Source organism: Alicyclobacillus dauci (assembly GCF_026651605.1).
GTDB classification, from domain to species: domain Bacteria; phylum Bacillota; class Bacilli; order Alicyclobacillales; family Alicyclobacillaceae; genus Alicyclobacillus; species Alicyclobacillus dauci.
Genome location: NZ_CP104064.1, coordinates 290,104 through 307,214 on the forward strand (window position 1 = coordinate 290,104; position 17,111 = coordinate 307,214).

The window sequence follows — 17,111 nt, forward strand, 5'->3', positions numbered from 1 at the left end:
GCAGTCGGACCCTTCTTACAGGTTGAGTGAAAGTTGCTGTGCGGATGACTCCAACTCGATCATCCCGTGTTGCAACAACACGGTCTCCAACTCATAGACGGGCATTTTCAACTGGTGTGCGATGTACACTTCAAGCGAAGCCCCACGGGACTGCCGCCAACCAGGGAGCGTAACGACAGAATCCGTGCTCATCATGAGCACGAGGTCATGTCGCATGTAATCCTCCCATTCGCCTCCCGCGATGGCCTGTTCAGCGGGGCTGACGACAGTGAATCCGAGCGAACGCAACGCACTTGCGGCGGCGTCGAAAGCAGGCCGGTTAAAATCCGCGAGTCCCGTCATGGGACCGGACAGGTATATGTTCTTCACGATGCATCCTCCGTCTCAACTGTATGTATGCCTCTCATATTACGAACGTATGTTCGTAATGTCAAGACTCACGCACAGCGGCAGTTTGGCCATCCTTTCCGTGGACTTTGGATTGCATAACGTACCAGATCATACAGCAGAAACCGATGGCGCTCGTGATGGCGGCAGTGACATAGATGGCCTCTGGACCGAAATGCTGCAACGCATCTCCGGCGAGGAGGCTGCCAACGATGGATGCGATACCAGTTGTGACGGCACTGTAGACAGTCTGGGCAGTGACGTGGTTTGTGTGGTCGCTGACGCGACGCGCTATAGCGATCCCGGCCGCAAACGCCAAACCAAACGACATTCCGTTAAACAACTGCACGATGACTATCACCCATGTTGCTGGCCCGAAGCCCAAAACGCACCAGCGGATGGTGTACACGCCGGCCGCAAAGAGAAATACCTTTTCCGGCCCGAAACGCGTAATCAGGCGGCCGGAGATAAAGAAAAAGGGCAGCTCGCTGAGGGCCGAGATCGCGTACACGGTTCCCAGCAAAGTGAGGGGGCGGTGGAGATTTACATAGTACAGCGTAAAAAAGTTATTGTTGATCCACTGGCTGATCATGACAAAGAGCGTAAACAGAAGGATGAGCACAAAGCTGCGATTCCGAAACAGTTTATCGAGTCCTGCATAACGATTTCCAACTGGTCCGTTCCCGTCAATTAGCCTCTGCTGCCTCGGAAGCAGCATGAGCCCCGGCACCACTGCAACGAAACTGGTCAGCAGGTACAATAGGGGAAACCGGGAAATGCCATACTTGTGAATAATGTACGAATCGATCACAATGAAAACCGCATACCCAAGCGACCCAAAGAGACGAACTTTCCCGTATCCTTCGATCCCGGCCGCCTGAACGGTGATACTGTCGTTGAGCGGAATGAGCACGGGTTGGAAGAAGGCGATGACGATGGCCGCGAGCAAGCACCACACGAGCTGATGCGCGGTTCCTATCGAGAACATCGTTGCGGATATGACAGCGAGCCCAACGATGATGGTCCCTTTATGTGCGCGGTACCGATCATTCATCATACCCCACACAGGTTGCAGGAGGATTCCCACAAACGGCATGACGGCCATGACGAGGCCCACCTGTGAACTGCTCAGTCCCCGGGAAGACAGGAAGAGACTAAAATACGGGGCGAATACGGCCACAGTAAAAAAGAAAAGAAAATAGTAAGCAGAAAATCTCGCATAATTCAAAGAGGTCATTTGACAGTCATTCCTCACGTTCTGTCGATTGGCACAAGCACTCTTGTTTTACACCTTTTGGGGGCCGCGGTCTACAGGCAGGGCAGGGTTGCCCTTCGAACGCTCCACTCAAGCCCACCAAAAACATCCACTTGCATCTCGCGAGATACCCGTTATAATAGCAAGGGTTTGTCACTCGAACGTTCTTTCGTAAATATCGGCTAACGTTCGTGACCTAGTCCCAATTTCCAACAGTCACTAGTCAGAGTTCAACAAATTTCCATTCAGGAAGGGCACGCTCCGACTGACGTGCTTGATGGGGGATTGAACATGAGTCAAACATACGACGTGATCATTGTTGGTGCAGGTCCCGCAGGTTTATATGCTGCGTATGAATTTACCAAGAAGGCACCGACAGCGAAGGTCTTGCTGGTTGATAAAGGTGTCGATGCGAAACATCGCCATTGTCCTATTATGGAAGGCAAAATTGACAAGTGTCCACCTGCAAACAAGATCAAAACGTACGCGAGTTGCTGGCCTGCGTGCGGCGTGATCAATGGGGCAGGCGGCGCTGGGAGTTTTAGCGACGGGAAGTTTAACATTACGTCCGAGTTCGGCGGCTTTTTGACTGAATATCTTCCGCCATCGGAAGTCATCCAGTTGATTCATGACGTAGATGCCATCAACCTCAGTCATGGTGCACCGGACACCATTACCGATCCGACAACGAACGCCGTAGCCGACATTGAACGGCGCGCCATTGGTGCTGGGCTGAAGTTGCTCCGGGCACAAGTTCGCCACATTGGTACGGATATGAATTTGAAACTGATGAACAGCATTTTTGCTTACTTAGAAGAGCATATTGAGCTCCGGTTCCGGACATTTGTTGAGGATTTGATTATTGAAGAGGACCGCATTCGCGGCATTCGCGTGCGCGGCGATGAAGAATTGTACGCGAAGTATGTGATTGTGGCGCCGGGCCGTGACGGATCGACATGGCTCTCCGATCTATTCCGCAAGCACAACCTGCGCATGACGAACAACCAAGTCGACATCGGTGTGCGCGTGGAGACATCAAACGTTGTCATGCAGGAAATCAATGAACATTTATATGAGGGGAAATTTATTTTCCACTCGCCATCCACTGGGTTAAAAGTTCGCACGTTTTGCAGCAACCCGTCAGGGCATGTCGTTGTGGAGAACCACACGGGTGTCATGGCTGCGAACGGCCACGCGTACAAGGACCCGGCGCTGGGGACGAACAACACGAACTTTGCGCTCTTGGTCAGTCACAAGTTTACGGAACCATTTGACAGGCCGAATGAGTTCGCCAAGAGTATTTGTCGGCAGGCCAACGAGTTGTCTAACGGATCGATTATTGTTCAAAAATACGGAGACATCCTCAAAGGACGCCGCAGTACCGCAGGCCGAATCCAGGAAGGTTTCATTGAGCCAACGCTGAAGGAAGCCGTGCCGGGCGACTTGGGGCTCGTGTTGCCGTACAAGACGATGGTGGCGCTGCAGGAGATGATCGAGGCGTTGAACCAGGTAACGCCCGGAATCGCCAGCGATCACACCCTATTCTACGGCGTCGAAGCCAAGTTTTACGCTTCCCGCGCCGACGTCGGGACGGACTTGCAGACAAAGGTGAGCGGCCTGTATTGCGCCGGCGACGGTCCCGGCATCTCACGCGGCATTTCCCAAGCGGCAAGCAGCGGTGTGTACGCAGCGCGGAATATTATTGCGCAGATGTAATCGTAGCGAATGTGGGGGCTGGCCCGCATGCCATCGTAGGATGGGTGCAGGGGCGGCCCTTTTTTGTCGGGATGGCGGCGCTGGAGGCACGGTGTTGGTCGGGGAGTAGGCCTGGGATTCGGGAGGGCACTAGGTCCGGTAGTCACGAAGCTGGGGACGGCCGGGGCGCAGGCCGTAGGCGGTGTCTGGGGTTACTCCTGGCCCTGCCGCTTGCAGGCGTGAGAGGCTGTATCCAGTTGTAGCTAGTGGCGCTCAGGATAGGTGACTGTTGGTCCCTTTTTCGGCAAACTTGAGTGACCTGAGCTTCACGAAGGGAATCAGGTACCTTTATCTGGTCAATTCCGAGCACACGCCGGTACCGTCAGTGCCAACAACGGACTCCCAGTGCCTTGTTTCCTCATAGACACATGAAAAGTTGTGAACTGGGGAATAAAACTCCGCTACAGTCCGCCGCCACTGCCACTCCCCAGCCGCCGCCCCCACGCGTGCAAGCGGCCCCCACACCGCCCCCACGCCCCGCCTAAGTCTCCGACAAGGGGCTTTGCAGAATGGTGTTCCACACTGGCATGCGAGCGGCGCCCACGACAATCGTGTCCTCATCAGCGAAGGCAACGGGCACCTGTTTGTTAAACGACATCGCTCGGTGTTTTAGGACGGCAGCGATCTGCGACTCAAACAAGTGGGCACCTTGGGCCATGGTTCCACCGACGACAACGAGGTCCGGGTTCAAGGCGTTCACAATATTGGCGATCCCGATGCCGAGATATTGGCCAACCGTCTCAAAGGCCCGCCGGTAGGTTGCGCGCTGTGTCGCCTCTTCGACGGCCAACGCCACGAGGTTTGGCGACAGTTCGAGGGACTCCGGGACTTCTTCTCCCTCCGAGAGGTAGCGGAGCAGCGCCTGCTCGGATGCATACTGTTCCCAGCACCCGTAGTTTCCGCAGGCGCACGGCACGCCGATAGCGGATATGGTCGTGTGGCCGTATTCACCCGCGATCCCGTTCGCGCCCCGGTACAGACGTCCTCCGACAATGATGCCCGTCCCGATCCCGATGCCGACATTGACAAATACCAGATTGTCGACATGGCGATTGCGGTATTCGGACCACGCGCCGCAGTTCCCGTCATTGTCGATGAATATTGGAAATGAAAACACATTCGACAGCGCCCCCACAACGTCCCAATTGTGAATCTCTATATTCGGAAGGTAGAATGCGCACCCGGCCTTAAAGTTGACGATGCCTGGGAGTGCGATACCAGCCCCGATGATGCCGTGAGTGGATGGGGGGGCTTGGGCAGCGGCGCGATCGATCTCGTCGAGCAGAAGTTCCTCTAAAACCGCTTGCGTCAGGTGATCCGGCGCCGCGTCCATGGGACGGATACGTTTGTAAACAATGTTTCCCATTATATCGGTCAGCACGGTTTTCATGTGCGTGATTTGCACATCCACACCGATGCAGTAGCCTGCTTTCGCGTTAAATTGGAGCATCACTGGCTTGCGGCCGCCGTTTGAAGTCCCGTAGCCAGTTTCCACGACGAACTGTTCCGAGATGAGTTCGTCGACCAAAGAGGAAACGGTTGCTTTGTTTAAGCCCGTCATGGTAGAGATATCGATCCGCGAGATCGGAGCGCGGGTATAAATGTATTCGGTTACATACCGTTTGTTAATTTGCCGCATTGTCGCCGCATCTACTGTTTTTGCCAACGAATCCACCTCAAAATTTTGAAAGGAGATATTGCGAATTTGTTGTATATAGTTTAACATGCAAACCAAGCCGTGAAAGCGCATTCGGAAAATTTGTTTTCAAGTCCTTTCTGGCCTGAAATATTGCCGAGTTAGTTTTGGAGAACAACAAAAACTCTCTCAAAACACCTATGATCACCCAGATAAGGACAATATGTGCGCCAAAACACGAAAGCGTTTGCACAAGGGGGATTCCAAATGAAAATTAAGAAAATGCTTACAGCAGGTGCAGCAGTGGCCATCGCGATGACGTTGGCAACCGCGTGCGGAAGTGCTTCGACGTCCTCGGCGTCCAATGACTCAGGTTCCAATTCTTCGGGCGGTTCTTCATCCAGTGGTGGAAGCGGTACCATTGCACTCCTGTTACCAGACACCACATCATCTGCTCGCTACGAATCGCAAGATAAACCTGACTTTACAGCTGAAGTAAAGAAGCTTGATTCGTCCGCTCAAGTTGACTACCAAAATGCGCAAGGTGACGCCACAACGCAGCAGCAACAGGCGGAGGCTGCTATTACCAACGGCGCGAAAGTCCTCGTTGTCGATCCGGTCGACTCCGCGGCAGCAGCAACGATTGTGACAGAGGCTGACAAAGCTGGCGTCAAGGTCATCTCCTACGATCGGATGATTTCCAAGGCACCTGTTGACTATTATGTCTCCTTTAACAATGAAGATGTAGGGAAACTGCAAGGTCAATACATTGCTGACCATACGCCAAAGGGCGGAACGGTTGTCATGATCGACGGGGCACAAACAGACAACAACGCGCTGCAGTTCGCGAAAGGTGCACACGAGGTCTTGGACCCGCTGTTTAAGAATGGCACCCTGAAGCTGGGGTATGAAACATACACACCGAACTGGGATCCACAAAACGGCTTGCGCGAAATGGAACAGGCATTGACGAAATTGAACAACAAAGTTGACGCTGTACTCTCCGCGAACGACGGACTTGCAGGTTCCATCATTCAAGCACTCAGCGCTCAGCATCTTGCTGGAAAAGTTCCGGTTACCGGCCAGGATGCAACGGATGCCGGTCTGCACGACATTATGCAAGGCACGCAATCGATGACGGTATATAAGGCTGTTCCGAAAGAAGCACAGGTCGCCGCACAACTTGCTGTCGACATTTTGAAGGGCCAGACGCCAAGCTCTGACGTGGTGAACGGCACGCAGGATAACGGTTCAGGTAACCCGATTCCGTCTGTGCTCTTGCAACCGGTTGTCGTCACAAAAGACAACATCCAAGACACGGTTATCAAGGATGGATTTACGACCATGGATAAAATCAACAATCCAAAGTAAGGTCTTGGTCGGATAAGTCGATAGAGAGGGAGGGGACGTCCGGGATTGTAAGCCCCGTCCCCTCTGAAAGAATGAGGGCGAATCCTCGTGATTCGCTCATCTATGTTTCAGGAGGTGCTTAGTTTGAGCAGCGCACAAAGCTCACCACTTCTCAGCGTGCAGAACATTCGCAAGCGTTTTGGCGCAGTCCAAGCTCTGCAAGGCGTGTCATTAGACGTTCACCCAGGCGAAGTGGTTGCTCTTGTCGGCGACAACGGAGCAGGTAAATCTACAACTATTAAAATGATCGCCGGTGTTGAGCAACCGGATGAAGGGCAAATTTACTTCGAAAATGAACCTGTATCGCTTTCCAGTCCGGCAGTGGCAGAACGGTATGGAATCCAAACGGTCTATCAGGATTTGGCCCTCTGTGACAACCTCGATATTGTCTCGAATCTGTTTCTCGGGCGCGAGTTGCGCCGCACGCTCATCCCGAGGCTCCCGAAGATGCTTAAGAAGGCTGACATGGAAGAGCGGGCTCTGCCAGTCCTACGCGATTTGGCCATCAACTTACCGGCATTGACCACGCCCGTAGCAGGGTTGTCGGGCGGGCAACGTCAGATGGTGGCGGTTGCGCGTGCGGTTCTGTGGGGATCGAAACTGGTGATGCTCGACGAGCCGACCGCTGCACTTGGTGTCGCACAGACGAAAGCTGTATTGGAACTCATTGAGCGTTTGGCAAGCCGCGGCGTTGGCGTGCTGGTTATTTCGCACAATATGGCGGATGTGCTGCAGGTGGCGGATCGAATTGTTGTACTCCGACTCGGTCGCACGGTTGCAAACTTCGTCAAATCCCAAACCAACCGCGAGGAACTTGTGGCAGCCATCACCGGTGCTACTGAGGAGGTGTCGACTGCGCAATGAGTACGAACATACAGCAACAAAATGGAAGTTCGGCAGGCCCTTTCAGTGGATTTCGGGCTCGCATCGCAAGCGGTGATTTAGGCCTTATCCCAGTTATTATTGCGCTTATCGTAATTTGGATCATGTTTCAATCTGTCAATGGAAACTTCCTATCTGGGCGTAACTTATCAAACTTGATCCTACAAATCGCCGAAATTGGTATGCTCGGCATTGGTGAAACGTTTGTTTTGTTACTTGGCGAAATTGACTTGTCCATCGGCGCCGTCAGTGGTGTCGCTGCTGCCGTGCTCGTCTTGCTCTCTGTCGCGGGGGTCAACCCGTGGATATGCATTATTGCGAGCGTCGCTAGCGGCGGACTGATCGGTCTGTTTCAAGGGTTTTGGGTCACCGTGATCGGTGTGCCGGCATTTATCGTGACACTCGCTGGATCGCTGGGTTATCAAGGTATTCTCTTAGCAATGCTCGGCAGTACCGGTACAGTTCCCATTTCCAATAAGACATTGTTGAACTTGACCTCCACCTACGTCACTCCGTGGCTGGGTTGGGTTACGGTGATCGTTGTTGTCGTACTCTACGCTATTGGATCGTTCCTCATGCAGAAAAATCGGGAAAATCGTCACTTGCCGGCCCAATCGACTGGATCAACGTTGATGCGCTCCCTTCTGCTCGTTATCGTATCCGCGGTCGTCATCGGCGTTTTGAACACGTACCGCGGCCTTCCGGTAGCTGGCTTTATTCTCTTGGTGTTCGTCGTTCTGTTCGCGTTCATCACGCAGTCCACGGTGTATGGACGCCATATCTACGCGCTCGGTGGCAACAAAGAAGCCGCGCGCCGCGCAGGTATTAACACGCGGGCTATCAAGATCAGCATCTTCACCCTCGCCGGCTTCATGGGCGCCATAGGTGGCATCATTGGTGCTTCGCGACTTGGCTCGGCGTCACCAGCTTCTGGTGGTGGCAACTTGTTGATGGATTCCATCGCAGCGGCCGTCATCGGTGGTACGAGTCTATTCGGCGGGCGCGGGAGCATGTGGAACGCATTGGCTGGCGCACTCGTTATCGGCAGTGTTGAAAACGGTATGGACTTGCTCAGTGCTCCATCGAGCACGAAGTACATCGTGGAAGGCGGCATCCTCCTTATTGCCGTCACCATCGACACAGTCACTCGCCGTCGCCGCACGCAGGCTGGTCGCTAAACGACGAAGCCATCGCAGACAAATCAAAGCCGCCCCCAACGCATTGAGAGATGCGTGGAGGGCGGCTTTGATTTTGATCTGATACTATGAACATGTATACCGTATAGGTGTCAACCATCATCTATGACTGAGGGGATGAACTACATAGTGAACGAACAACTGAAGAAATACGCTGAATTGGTTGTCCGCGTCGGTGTCAATCTGCAAAAAGGCCAAAACTTGGTCGTTGGTTTCGGACGCCGCCAGGTGTACCCCGAGCACATTGAATTTGCGCGCTGCCTTGTGGAAGCGGGCTATGATGCCGGGGCAAAATTTGTACAAATCGACTGGGGCGACGAGTGGTGGATTCGCGAAACTGTGAAGCGCGGTTCCATCGAGACGCTGGAAAAACGCGCGAAATGGCAACTGGAATGGGTGGAGCAACTCGCCGAAGAGGGTGCGGCCTACATCGCTATTCCAGCATCCAACCCTGATTTGTACGAGGGTATTCCGCACGACAGAGTGACGGCTGCTGAGCATGCAATCAGTTCCACTTTCCGCGACTTTGACAATCGTCGCACTGGGCGGAAGTACCGGTGGACACTTGCTTCGGCGCCGACCCAGGCGTGGGCTGACAAAGTCCATCCGGAACTGCCGGAAGGTGAACGGGTGCAGGCACTGTGGGATGACATCCTATACTGCGCGCGTGCAACAGGGGACGATCCCGTCGCAGGTTGGCACAAACACCTCGACAACTTGCGCCATCGCAGCGACTGGCTAAACGGACTCAACATTCGGTCCCTGCATTACACGGCACCCGGAACGGACTTGACCATCGAGATGGCACCTAAGCATTATTGGACACCAGCCCTTCAAGATGCGCTGGACGGCATTCCATTCGTGGCGAACATGCCGACCGAGGAAGTGTACTCGGCACCGAATAAACTGGGTGTAAATGGTGTTGTGACGAGTACAATGCCACTGAATCACAACGGATCGACAATTGTTGGAATGAAACTGCGATTTGACAACGGACGCATCGTTGAGTATTCGGCAGAGTCCGGACAGGAAGCGCTCCAGAGTATCGTCGAGGCGGATGAGGGCAGTCACTACCTTGGGGAAGTTGCGCTCGTACCTGTCGATTCACCTATTGCCGAAAAGGGCCAGTTGTTTTACAACACGTTGTTCGACGAGAACGCCTCATGCCACTTGGCCATTGGACGTGCTTACGCGCTCGTTGAAAATGGCGAGAAACTACCTCAGTCAGAGTGGGGAGCACACGGATTGAATGACAGTCTGATGCATGTCGACTTTATGATCGGTTCCGACAAACTGAACATCGATGCGACGACAATGGACGGTAAAGTCGTGCCGATTTTCCGAAATGGCAAATGGGCACCAGCTAAGTAATCGGATTCGATTGCTCTGGCGACGACCTTACTTGAAAAAAGTAGTTGCCAATATTCGCCAATTCCCATACACTGTGCATGACATTTATTTGAAAGGAGCGAGGGACAAATGCGTTTTCATCAAATTCCAGCCAGCAAACATCAACAAGCTGAATTGATTTACGCATTTGCCCGCGCCAACCGGTAGATTTTCTTCGAGAATCGCCGGCCGCAGGGTGCAAGTGCCCTTGCGGCCGTTTTGTTTGGTATGAAGGCTGCAGGGTGACCTGCGGCCTTTTTGCGTGGTGACCGGTGGCGCAGGCAATAAGGGAGAGTACAGTATGTCATTTCGATCACTACACCGCAACATCAAAATCAGACTTTTCGTCGGCCTTCTTTTCGGCATTGCCCAGTCAACGACGATGCCGTTTATGGCTATTTACTTCGCCAAGAGCGTGGGTGAAGTGTTGACAGGTATTCTGTTGACCGTGGCGACCCTTGCCAGTTTACTCTCGGGCGCACTGGGAGGATATTACTGTGACAGGTACGGTCGCCGCAGAATCCTGATTTTCGGAGAGACCGTATTTTTGGTCAGCTACGCTGTCATGGCGTGTGCCAACAGTCCGTTTTGGAATTCGCCCTGGGCCACATTTGTGACGTTTCTCGTCGGCAACATGTGCTTCGGTGCTTACGCACCGGCCGACGAGGCCATGTTGCTCGATTTGACGACGCCCGCGGAACGCCCTGCGGTGTACGGCATGTTTTACTGGCTTCACAACTTGACCCTAGCCATCGGTGCTAGCTTGGGCGCGTTCTTGTTTGAGGGACACAAGCTTTTGCTGTTTAGTCTCACGGGTGCTGCCGTCCTTGTGACACTCTTCACAACCGTGTTATTCATTCAGGAGACATTGCGGCCTGACAAACGCAAACAGCATGGAGTGGAGCCACAACACCGTTCTTTCGTTCAGGTCTATGGACAGGTGCTCAAAGATAGGGCGTTCATGATGTACTTGCTCGGGGGTATCCTTGTGGCTACCCTGGAGTTTCAGTTAAACAATTACATCGGAATACACCTCGCGAAAGCTATGGTGGTCAACACGGTTTCCTTTTTGCACCATGCGGTGGTGCGTGTTGATGGGTTGAAGATGATCGGTATTCTGCAAACGGAGAATACGATTTTAGTTGTCCTTTTGGCCACGCTTGCCGTCCGATTTGTCGCCAATCGCGACAAAGGCCGAATCCTTCTCTGGGGACTCATTTTTAACGTGTCTGGATTCACCCTGATGACGGTGCTGACAACGCCAGTCGCTCTTGTTCTCGCCATGTTCTTAGCGACAGTTGGGGAAGTGGTCAACGTGCCCATTCGCCAAGCGTTTCTCGGCGATTTGGCACCTGATCACATGCGCTCCACCTACGCTGCAATGAACGGCATGACATTCGGCGCGGGAAGAATGCTGGCCACGATGGCCGTAGCACTTGGGGCAGTCCTACCGAATTGGACGATGGGGGCGATGAGCGGGATCGTGGGTACAGTTGGCATTTTGCTCGTCGCTCGTGTGGCAGCACGCAGTCATGGCAGAAAAGTTCACGATTCGGGTGTTGCGCAACCGAGCGGTCAGGCATTGGAGATAGAGTCGTGATGGTGGGAAGCAGGGGGCGGCTTCGGCCGTTACGCCCTGCCAGCCACGTCAGGCGCGGAACCGGAGGGATGCGGTGATGCACAAGGGGCCACTGTGGAGTTACAAAACAAATGTATCGTGTGACAAAACGGTAGTATCCTGCGGCAAAACAAAGGTATCCTGCAAGGCCGCCAGGTGGACTTGTTTTTGGGCTGGCCGCTTTGGAATCGTAAAGGGAATATGGACACTGGGTAGCGCATGGGGAGTGTATAATCATTCAGTCTCTTCGTGTTACCCCTTATGTCAGTATCGGGCAGAAGTGTGCAATAGCTACTCCACCACTTTTATTGGTAAACTTTATATGAAAATGGATACACTGTGAGGTTATCATGAGTGATTGGAAGCAGTCGTTTTTAGAATCAATTCAACAAGGTGTAGTTGAAGGTGTGGTTAAGGCGTTGGATTCACAGTCAACCACACATGCAGGAACAGCACCCTCGAAAATTAAAAATGATGCAATTAAATTACTGCGAAAGACGAACTCAGATACGCTGTACCCGCTAATACTGCAATTATGCGGTCATGAAAACCCAACCGCACAAGAAGTTGGAGCGATTTGCTTAACTGATTTTTATCGAAGCCAATCATCTGAAGTCAATCGTGTATTGTATCGATTGGCAGACAGTGATAATTGGGAAGTTCGAGAATGGGTAGCAAGTGCTTGTGGTTTGGTTTTAGAAAAGCACTTTCATGACTACTTCCCTGTCATGGCGGAGTGGTCAAGGGACGTATCGGAAAACATACGACGTGCGGTTGTTCTTGCCATGATGTATGCGGGAAAGAGTCGGAATCCTGAATTTATTGACCCATTTTTAGACATTATAGAGCCCCTTCTTTCTGACCGTTCACGATATGTAAGAGATAACCTTGGTCCATTTGCAATTGGCAATGCACTTATAAAATATTACCCAACGCAAGTGTTAAAACGATTAGACACATGGGTGAATGATGAGGATGAGCAAGTTCGGTGGAACATTGCAATGATTTTCTCAGCCGCAGAAGGTGCAAAGTTTGCCCATGAATCCCAACAGGTATTTGATATTCTCTCGTCGGACGAGCGTCCATACGTGAAAAAAGCTGTGAGTAAAGCAATAAAAAACATCAATAAAAGGACGACTGGTTCTTGAACTATTGGGGGCTTTAGTACAAGTAGGCTTATTCAACAAATGGGCAGTTTAGCTGAAGAATTGTGTTAATATTCGAGTGTATTCAGTTGAGAATAGAGGAGACGAGTGCAGATGAGTCAAGTTGAGAAGACCGTAGGGTTAGACCTAAGCAGAATCGTATTCATTGGACGAACATGGGAGGAATATTTACTCATGTTCAATTTGTCCAAAGAAGATTTGATGGGTCGTAAAGTTTTGGATTGCCCATCTGGTGCTTGTTCATTCACCGCAAACGCAAACAAGAATGGTATCGACACGATGGCAACTGATATTGCTTATTATCATGATGTTGACGATTTAGAGAAAAAAGGGTTCCAAGACATTGAACATACAATGCAGTCAATGGAGAAATCCGCAGGGAATTACATTTGGAATTTCTTTTCAGACATTGGAGAACTGAAGCGAATGAGAACACAAGCACTGACAGAGTGCGTTTCTGACATGAAGGAGTTTGGGGCAAGTCGCTACCTACCTGCGGTCTTGCCACAGTTGCCATTTACAGACAAACAGTTCGATGTAACGTTGTCGGCACACTTCTTGTTCACTTACACAGATAGACTGGATTATGACTTTCATATTCAAACCATGAACGAACTGTTTAGAGTGACAGGGGAGGAAGTTCGAATCTTCCCAACGGTTGATATGGAAGGTAAAAAATACGAGTACATGGACACACTTATTGAATGGGTTAGCGGTCAAGGATGGACAGCAGAAGAAATTCAAGTTCCATACGAATTTCAAAAGAACGCTAATACCATGTTAAAGCTGACTATAAAGTGAAAACCAGTCCCCCTTTGCGTCTTGCAGGGGGGATTTTTATCTACTCTTCATCTTCAACTAATGGGTGCAATAACTGAAGAACGCGGTGGACCAATAAATAAATGAATATTCGGTTCGGCTTCCAGGCTGTTACGTCGTTAAAGGGCAGGAGTACGCAATACGAACTCAATTCTAAAAATGTATAATTATGGTATGATTCGTGCAAGACGGTGGATATCCGAGGAGGTTGACGTTGAACAAGAAACGTATTTGGCAAGGCGGTCTTGTCATAGGCGTTGTTGTGTTGTTGGCATACGTTATGTTTACGAGTATCCCGTACTCAGTATCCAAGTCTTACGACGAATCAATTTATAACGGCGGTCAGGCGGTACAGACTGTACCAGTTAAGGTGAGCGGGAAAGTCTATCGTGGCGTATTCAAGACCAATGAGTTTGTTGGAAAAGTCGAAATCGATGGCAAGACCTATTCAATCGATACGTTCAGAGACAAACGCGCCTTCAGCGGGAAGAAGAGTCCTTATCCATACGTTGGTGTTGTAACAGCCACTGATAGTCAGAACTACACCGTTACAACCGCAACAATATCGATGTCTGGGGATTTCAATTCGGTTGTTGCTTCTACTGATGCAATTTCTAAGAAATACGGAAAAGCGGCTGAATTAACAGTTCCAGCAACATCAAATGTTGGTGGCAAGTAGTTGATGGCTCGCCACAGGTTATTGCTTATTTGGGGACATGAACTAAATCAGCTTGGAACGCCTGTTGCGTGCATGAACATGCACTCATCATTGACCTGGGCTTACTGAACTCTTGGAGCAGTGTAACCGAATAGCGACTCAAGCAGAAATTTGCGTAGAGGATTCAAGATCATTGAGAGATAAGTAATCGAAGCACGAAACGACAAGGGGCTGTCCTTAGAGCGGTCAAATCCGCTGCCTAGGCAACCCCTTTGACACCAAAATTATTCAATGGTACTTTTCATTGCTTGATACATATTTTCTACGTATGCGTCGACTTCATCACGTGACATTCGCAGGCGATTCACGGACGAGCCATAACCAATCTCCTGTTTACCCTCTTCGAGCCCTTGGAAAATTCCGTCCGTGAACGCATCTAGGGGTTCTCCATGTACATGTAAATCTGCCCCACCTAAGTCGGTGTTCACTGCTGGTGGAGCGACTTCAATGACTTCTACAGTTGTATTAGCCAGCTGGTGTCTAAGACCCATTGTAAAGGAGTGTAGCGCCGCTTTGGTCGCCGAATAAACAGGGGCAATTGCCAGGGGCGTGAAAGCTAACCCGGACGTCACATTCACAATCGCCGCATCTTCTTTCTTTGAGAAATATGGTGCGAACAGCATGGATAGATGAATAGGGGCTTCAGCATTGACCATGATCTCATTGTTGTAGTAGTTCCAATTGTCCTTCGCATCCGCCTTCAATACATGAAAACGTTGTTGAATCCCTGCATTGTTCACTAATACGTTGACGTCTGGATAGTTCGTTGTCACCCAGTCAAACAAAGCTTTACGGTCGGCTTCACGTCCAACGTCAGTGACGCGGGTAATGAGATCTGGGAACTTCTCCTTGGCATCCTGAAGTGCACTTTCACGTCGTCCGCAGACGATAACAGTATTCCTGGCCTTGATAAAGCGTTCTGCAAAAGAAAGTCCAATGCCCGCACTGCCGCCCGTAATGAGTATTGTATTTCCTGAAAGCTTCATCGAAGTTCGCCTCCCGCATGAGTAGGTGTGATGACCACAACATTGGATGGTGTCATTGTGTATTCTCCATTCTTCGCAAGAATCACCAGATAGTTTACAAATGGTTGTCGAAATATAACTAACTGGTTGGTTACATGTTATTTAAAACTAACCAGTTAGTCAACAGTATTTTTTATGTGATATATTGAAAACACTATTTAATGCTCGGAACAGGTGGGGAATCCTTTGAGAAACGCTGAGGCAACGAAAGAACGGATTTTAGAGGCTGCCCTGGAGGAGTTCTCCTCCTACGGCATTGCTGGTGCTCGCGTTGATCGCATAGCTAAGAATGCTGGATGCAACAAGAATCTCATCTACGTTTACTTTGAAAATAAAGAAACGCTTTTTACAACTGTCCTCGAGAAACACTTAACGCGTGTTTATGAGGAAAATCCCTTTACACCTGAGGATCTTCCTGGTTATGCGGTAAAAGTATTCGATTGGGCTATGACACACCCACATATAGTACGCCTGATGACATGGCACAGCTTGGAGCAGAAGACAGACAATCTGACCGAACGAACCTCTGTCCGCGATAAGAAGCTTCAAGCGATAATGGACGCGCAAAACAATGGTCTGATAGGAACGACGTTCACGCCTGGCTTCCTTATGACAGCAATCATGGCCTTGGCGACCGCTTGGACGCCAACACATCCCTTCGGCACGTCGCATGACCCAGATGCCGAGAATCATTCAAGAGAGACGAGGGAGGCAATCGCTAGGGCCGTTAGTCTGATCTCTAAGGGTGAAGAGAGCTGATATGATCTCGCAACTACAACGACGGTGAATGTGGTTGTTGAGTTCAGGGGGTGTGTCCCCTCTGCCACGAAGACATTTTAAGTGCAAATCATCCAGAACAGCACGGTTTTCTGCGTTTTCTAGTAAAGTTATTGTGAGGAAGATTCTTGCACATACGGGTGCGAATATGCAAGAAGAGTTCCTGTTAAAATACGAATGAATATACGAAACAAGGTATACATATTACCGCATTTTCTTCATATCTCATACAATCAGCAAGGTGCTTAGAGTTTAAAAAAACAATTTTCACAATCCATAAATTGTCTTAGCGTGGGTTTTGCGTCATTTTGTTGGCGGTACCCCTATATGTGCCCATGGCTTGTCACGCATCCAGCGAGACGCAGCCTGTTCTTCCCTAGCTATCCGTAAGTCTGAATCAAGTTCAGTCATGTTCTGTAGCGCCCAACCAAAGTAGCTCACGGGGATTTCGTCCATACGCGCTCCTTTGTGCTTCCCAAACGGCATGACCTCAATCGGTATGGGCGACGCAGCGTTCAATGAGTTCCTCTACCTGATCTGTTTTCGCGATGTACTTACGATAAGAGGCCAGTTCACGGTAAAACACGTCCGCGGTAACCAACGTGTCCCTGCAGCGCTGTGAGCTGCTTCTGCTTCAATATCCAAGTTCATCCAGTATTCAAGACCTGATTACCGAATGCTGGTGCATCATCCGGCCACAAATGCCTTCCAAGCCGATACAGCAAATCCACGGTCGACCCCGTTTCCGGAATCATTGAGCGGTCGAATTGGGTGTTGTGAGCAACGATAACGGCGCCTTCGAGATAACCCATGACGGTAGGCCCAACCTCTTCGAAGAGCGGCTTATCAGCCACGTGTTTAAGTGTTATATGATGCCCTGCCGACGCAGTAGGAGGAATATCCCTATTTGGATGAATTAACGTGTTGTACAATGGCTTAATGCCGCTCCGAGAGACTTCTACAAGTTAAATGTCTACGACCTTATCGACCGATGGGTCAATATCAGTCGTTTCCGTATCGAGTACCACGAACCGTGTGTCTTGGATTCGCAAAAAAAACCTCATTCCGTACAGAACTT

General features: G+C 50.8%; 16 protein-coding genes. 10 read left to right on the top strand and 6 right to left on the bottom strand.

The features are described from left to right. Positions 1 to 15: 15 nt before the first annotated feature. Together NZD86_RS01445 and NZD86_RS01450 are read right to left on the bottom strand one after the other, a co-directional pair. Positions 16 to 369: a DUF4406 domain-containing protein gene (locus NZD86_RS01445; RefSeq protein WP_268044705.1), complete on the bottom strand. Its 354-nt coding sequence runs from the start codon at positions 367 to 369 to the stop codon at positions 16 to 18. Positions 370 to 430: 61 nt separating this feature from the next. Continuing rightward, on the bottom strand, positions 431 to 1,615 hold the full coding sequence (locus tag NZD86_RS01450; protein WP_268044706.1) for an MFS transporter: 1,185 nt from the start codon (positions 1,613 to 1,615) through the stop codon (positions 431 to 433). 318 nt (positions 1,616 to 1,933) lie between these two features. Between NZD86_RS01450 and NZD86_RS01455 the strand changes: the two genes are divergently transcribed. Next, a complete protein-coding gene (locus tag NZD86_RS01455; protein WP_268044708.1) occupies positions 1,934 to 3,358 on the top strand; it encodes an NAD(P)/FAD-dependent oxidoreductase in 1,425 nt (474 codons plus the stop codon). Positions 3,359 to 3,878: 520 nt separating this feature from the next. Here the strand turns inward: NZD86_RS01455 and NZD86_RS01460 are convergent. Next, positions 3,879 to 5,063, bottom strand: coding sequence for an ROK family protein (locus NZD86_RS01460; RefSeq protein WP_268044709.1), 1,185 nt, complete (start codon positions 5,061 to 5,063; stop codon positions 3,879 to 3,881). A 237-nt stretch (positions 5,064 to 5,300) separates the two neighbouring features. Between NZD86_RS01460 and NZD86_RS01465 the strand changes: the two genes are divergently transcribed. From NZD86_RS01465 to NZD86_RS01500, 8 genes are all read left to right on the top strand, one after another. Then, a complete protein-coding gene (locus tag NZD86_RS01465; RefSeq protein ID WP_268044710.1) occupies positions 5,301 to 6,404 on the top strand; it encodes a sugar ABC transporter substrate-binding protein in 1,104 nt (367 codons plus the stop codon). 123 nt (positions 6,405 to 6,527) lie between these two features. Beyond that, positions 6,528 to 7,307 (top strand): ATP-binding cassette domain-containing protein, encoded by a 780-nt coding sequence (locus NZD86_RS01470; protein WP_268044711.1) that lies wholly within the window; start codon positions 6,528 to 6,530, stop codon positions 7,305 to 7,307. Then, on the top strand, positions 7,304 to 8,503 hold the full coding sequence (locus NZD86_RS01475; RefSeq protein WP_268044713.1) for a sugar ABC transporter permease: 1,200 nt from the start codon (positions 7,304 to 7,306) through the stop codon (positions 8,501 to 8,503). Before NZD86_RS01470 ends, NZD86_RS01475 begins: the two co-directional genes overlap by 4 nt. A 123-nt stretch (positions 8,504 to 8,626) precedes the next feature. Next, positions 8,627 to 9,892 (top strand): aminopeptidase, encoded by a 1,266-nt coding sequence (locus tag NZD86_RS01480; RefSeq protein ID WP_268044714.1) that lies wholly within the window; start codon positions 8,627 to 8,629, stop codon positions 9,890 to 9,892. 319 nt (positions 9,893 to 10,211) lie between these two features. Continuing rightward, positions 10,212 to 11,510 carry an MDR family MFS transporter gene (locus NZD86_RS01485; RefSeq protein ID WP_268044715.1) on the top strand — a complete coding sequence of 433 codons (1,299 nt, stop codon included), beginning with the start codon at positions 10,212 to 10,214 and terminating at the stop codon, positions 11,508 to 11,510. Between the two features lie 368 nt (positions 11,511 to 11,878). Then, positions 11,879 to 12,676 (top strand): DNA alkylation repair protein, encoded by a 798-nt coding sequence (locus tag NZD86_RS01490; RefSeq protein WP_268044717.1) that lies wholly within the window; start codon positions 11,879 to 11,881, stop codon positions 12,674 to 12,676. A 111-nt stretch (positions 12,677 to 12,787) separates the two neighbouring features. Continuing rightward, positions 12,788 to 13,495 carry an SAM-dependent methyltransferase gene (locus NZD86_RS01495; RefSeq protein ID WP_268044719.1) on the top strand — a complete coding sequence of 236 codons (708 nt, stop codon included), beginning with the start codon at positions 12,788 to 12,790 and terminating at the stop codon, positions 13,493 to 13,495. Positions 13,496 to 13,727: 232 nt separating this feature from the next. Next, positions 13,728 to 14,192: a hypothetical protein gene (locus NZD86_RS01500; protein ID WP_268044721.1), complete on the top strand. Its 465-nt coding sequence runs from the start codon at positions 13,728 to 13,730 to the stop codon at positions 14,190 to 14,192. Positions 14,193 to 14,455: 263 nt separating this feature from the next. Here NZD86_RS01500 and NZD86_RS01505 read toward each other — a convergent pair whose 3' ends face one another. After that, positions 14,456 to 15,217, bottom strand: a complete 762-nt coding sequence (locus NZD86_RS01505) for an SDR family oxidoreductase (RefSeq protein ID WP_268044723.1) — start codon at positions 15,215 to 15,217, stop codon at positions 14,456 to 14,458. 225 nt (positions 15,218 to 15,442) lie between these two features. Between NZD86_RS01505 and NZD86_RS01510 the strand changes: the two genes are divergently transcribed. Next, complete coding sequence (locus NZD86_RS01510) at positions 15,443 to 16,015, top strand: TetR family transcriptional regulator (protein WP_268044725.1); 573 nt, start codon at positions 15,443 to 15,445, stop codon at positions 16,013 to 16,015. Positions 16,016 to 16,336: 321 nt separating this feature from the next. Here NZD86_RS01510 and NZD86_RS01515 read toward each other — a convergent pair whose 3' ends face one another. Together NZD86_RS01515 and NZD86_RS01520 are read right to left on the bottom strand one after the other, a co-directional pair. Beyond that, a complete protein-coding gene (locus tag NZD86_RS01515) occupies positions 16,337 to 16,552 on the bottom strand; it encodes a putative quorum-sensing-regulated virulence factor (RefSeq protein ID WP_268044726.1) in 216 nt (71 codons plus the stop codon). 128 nt (positions 16,553 to 16,680) lie between these two features. Continuing rightward, a complete protein-coding gene (locus NZD86_RS01520) occupies positions 16,681 to 16,965 on the bottom strand; it encodes a 3'-5' exonuclease (RefSeq protein WP_268044727.1) in 285 nt (94 codons plus the stop codon). Between the last annotated feature and the right edge of the window lie 146 nt (positions 16,966 to 17,111).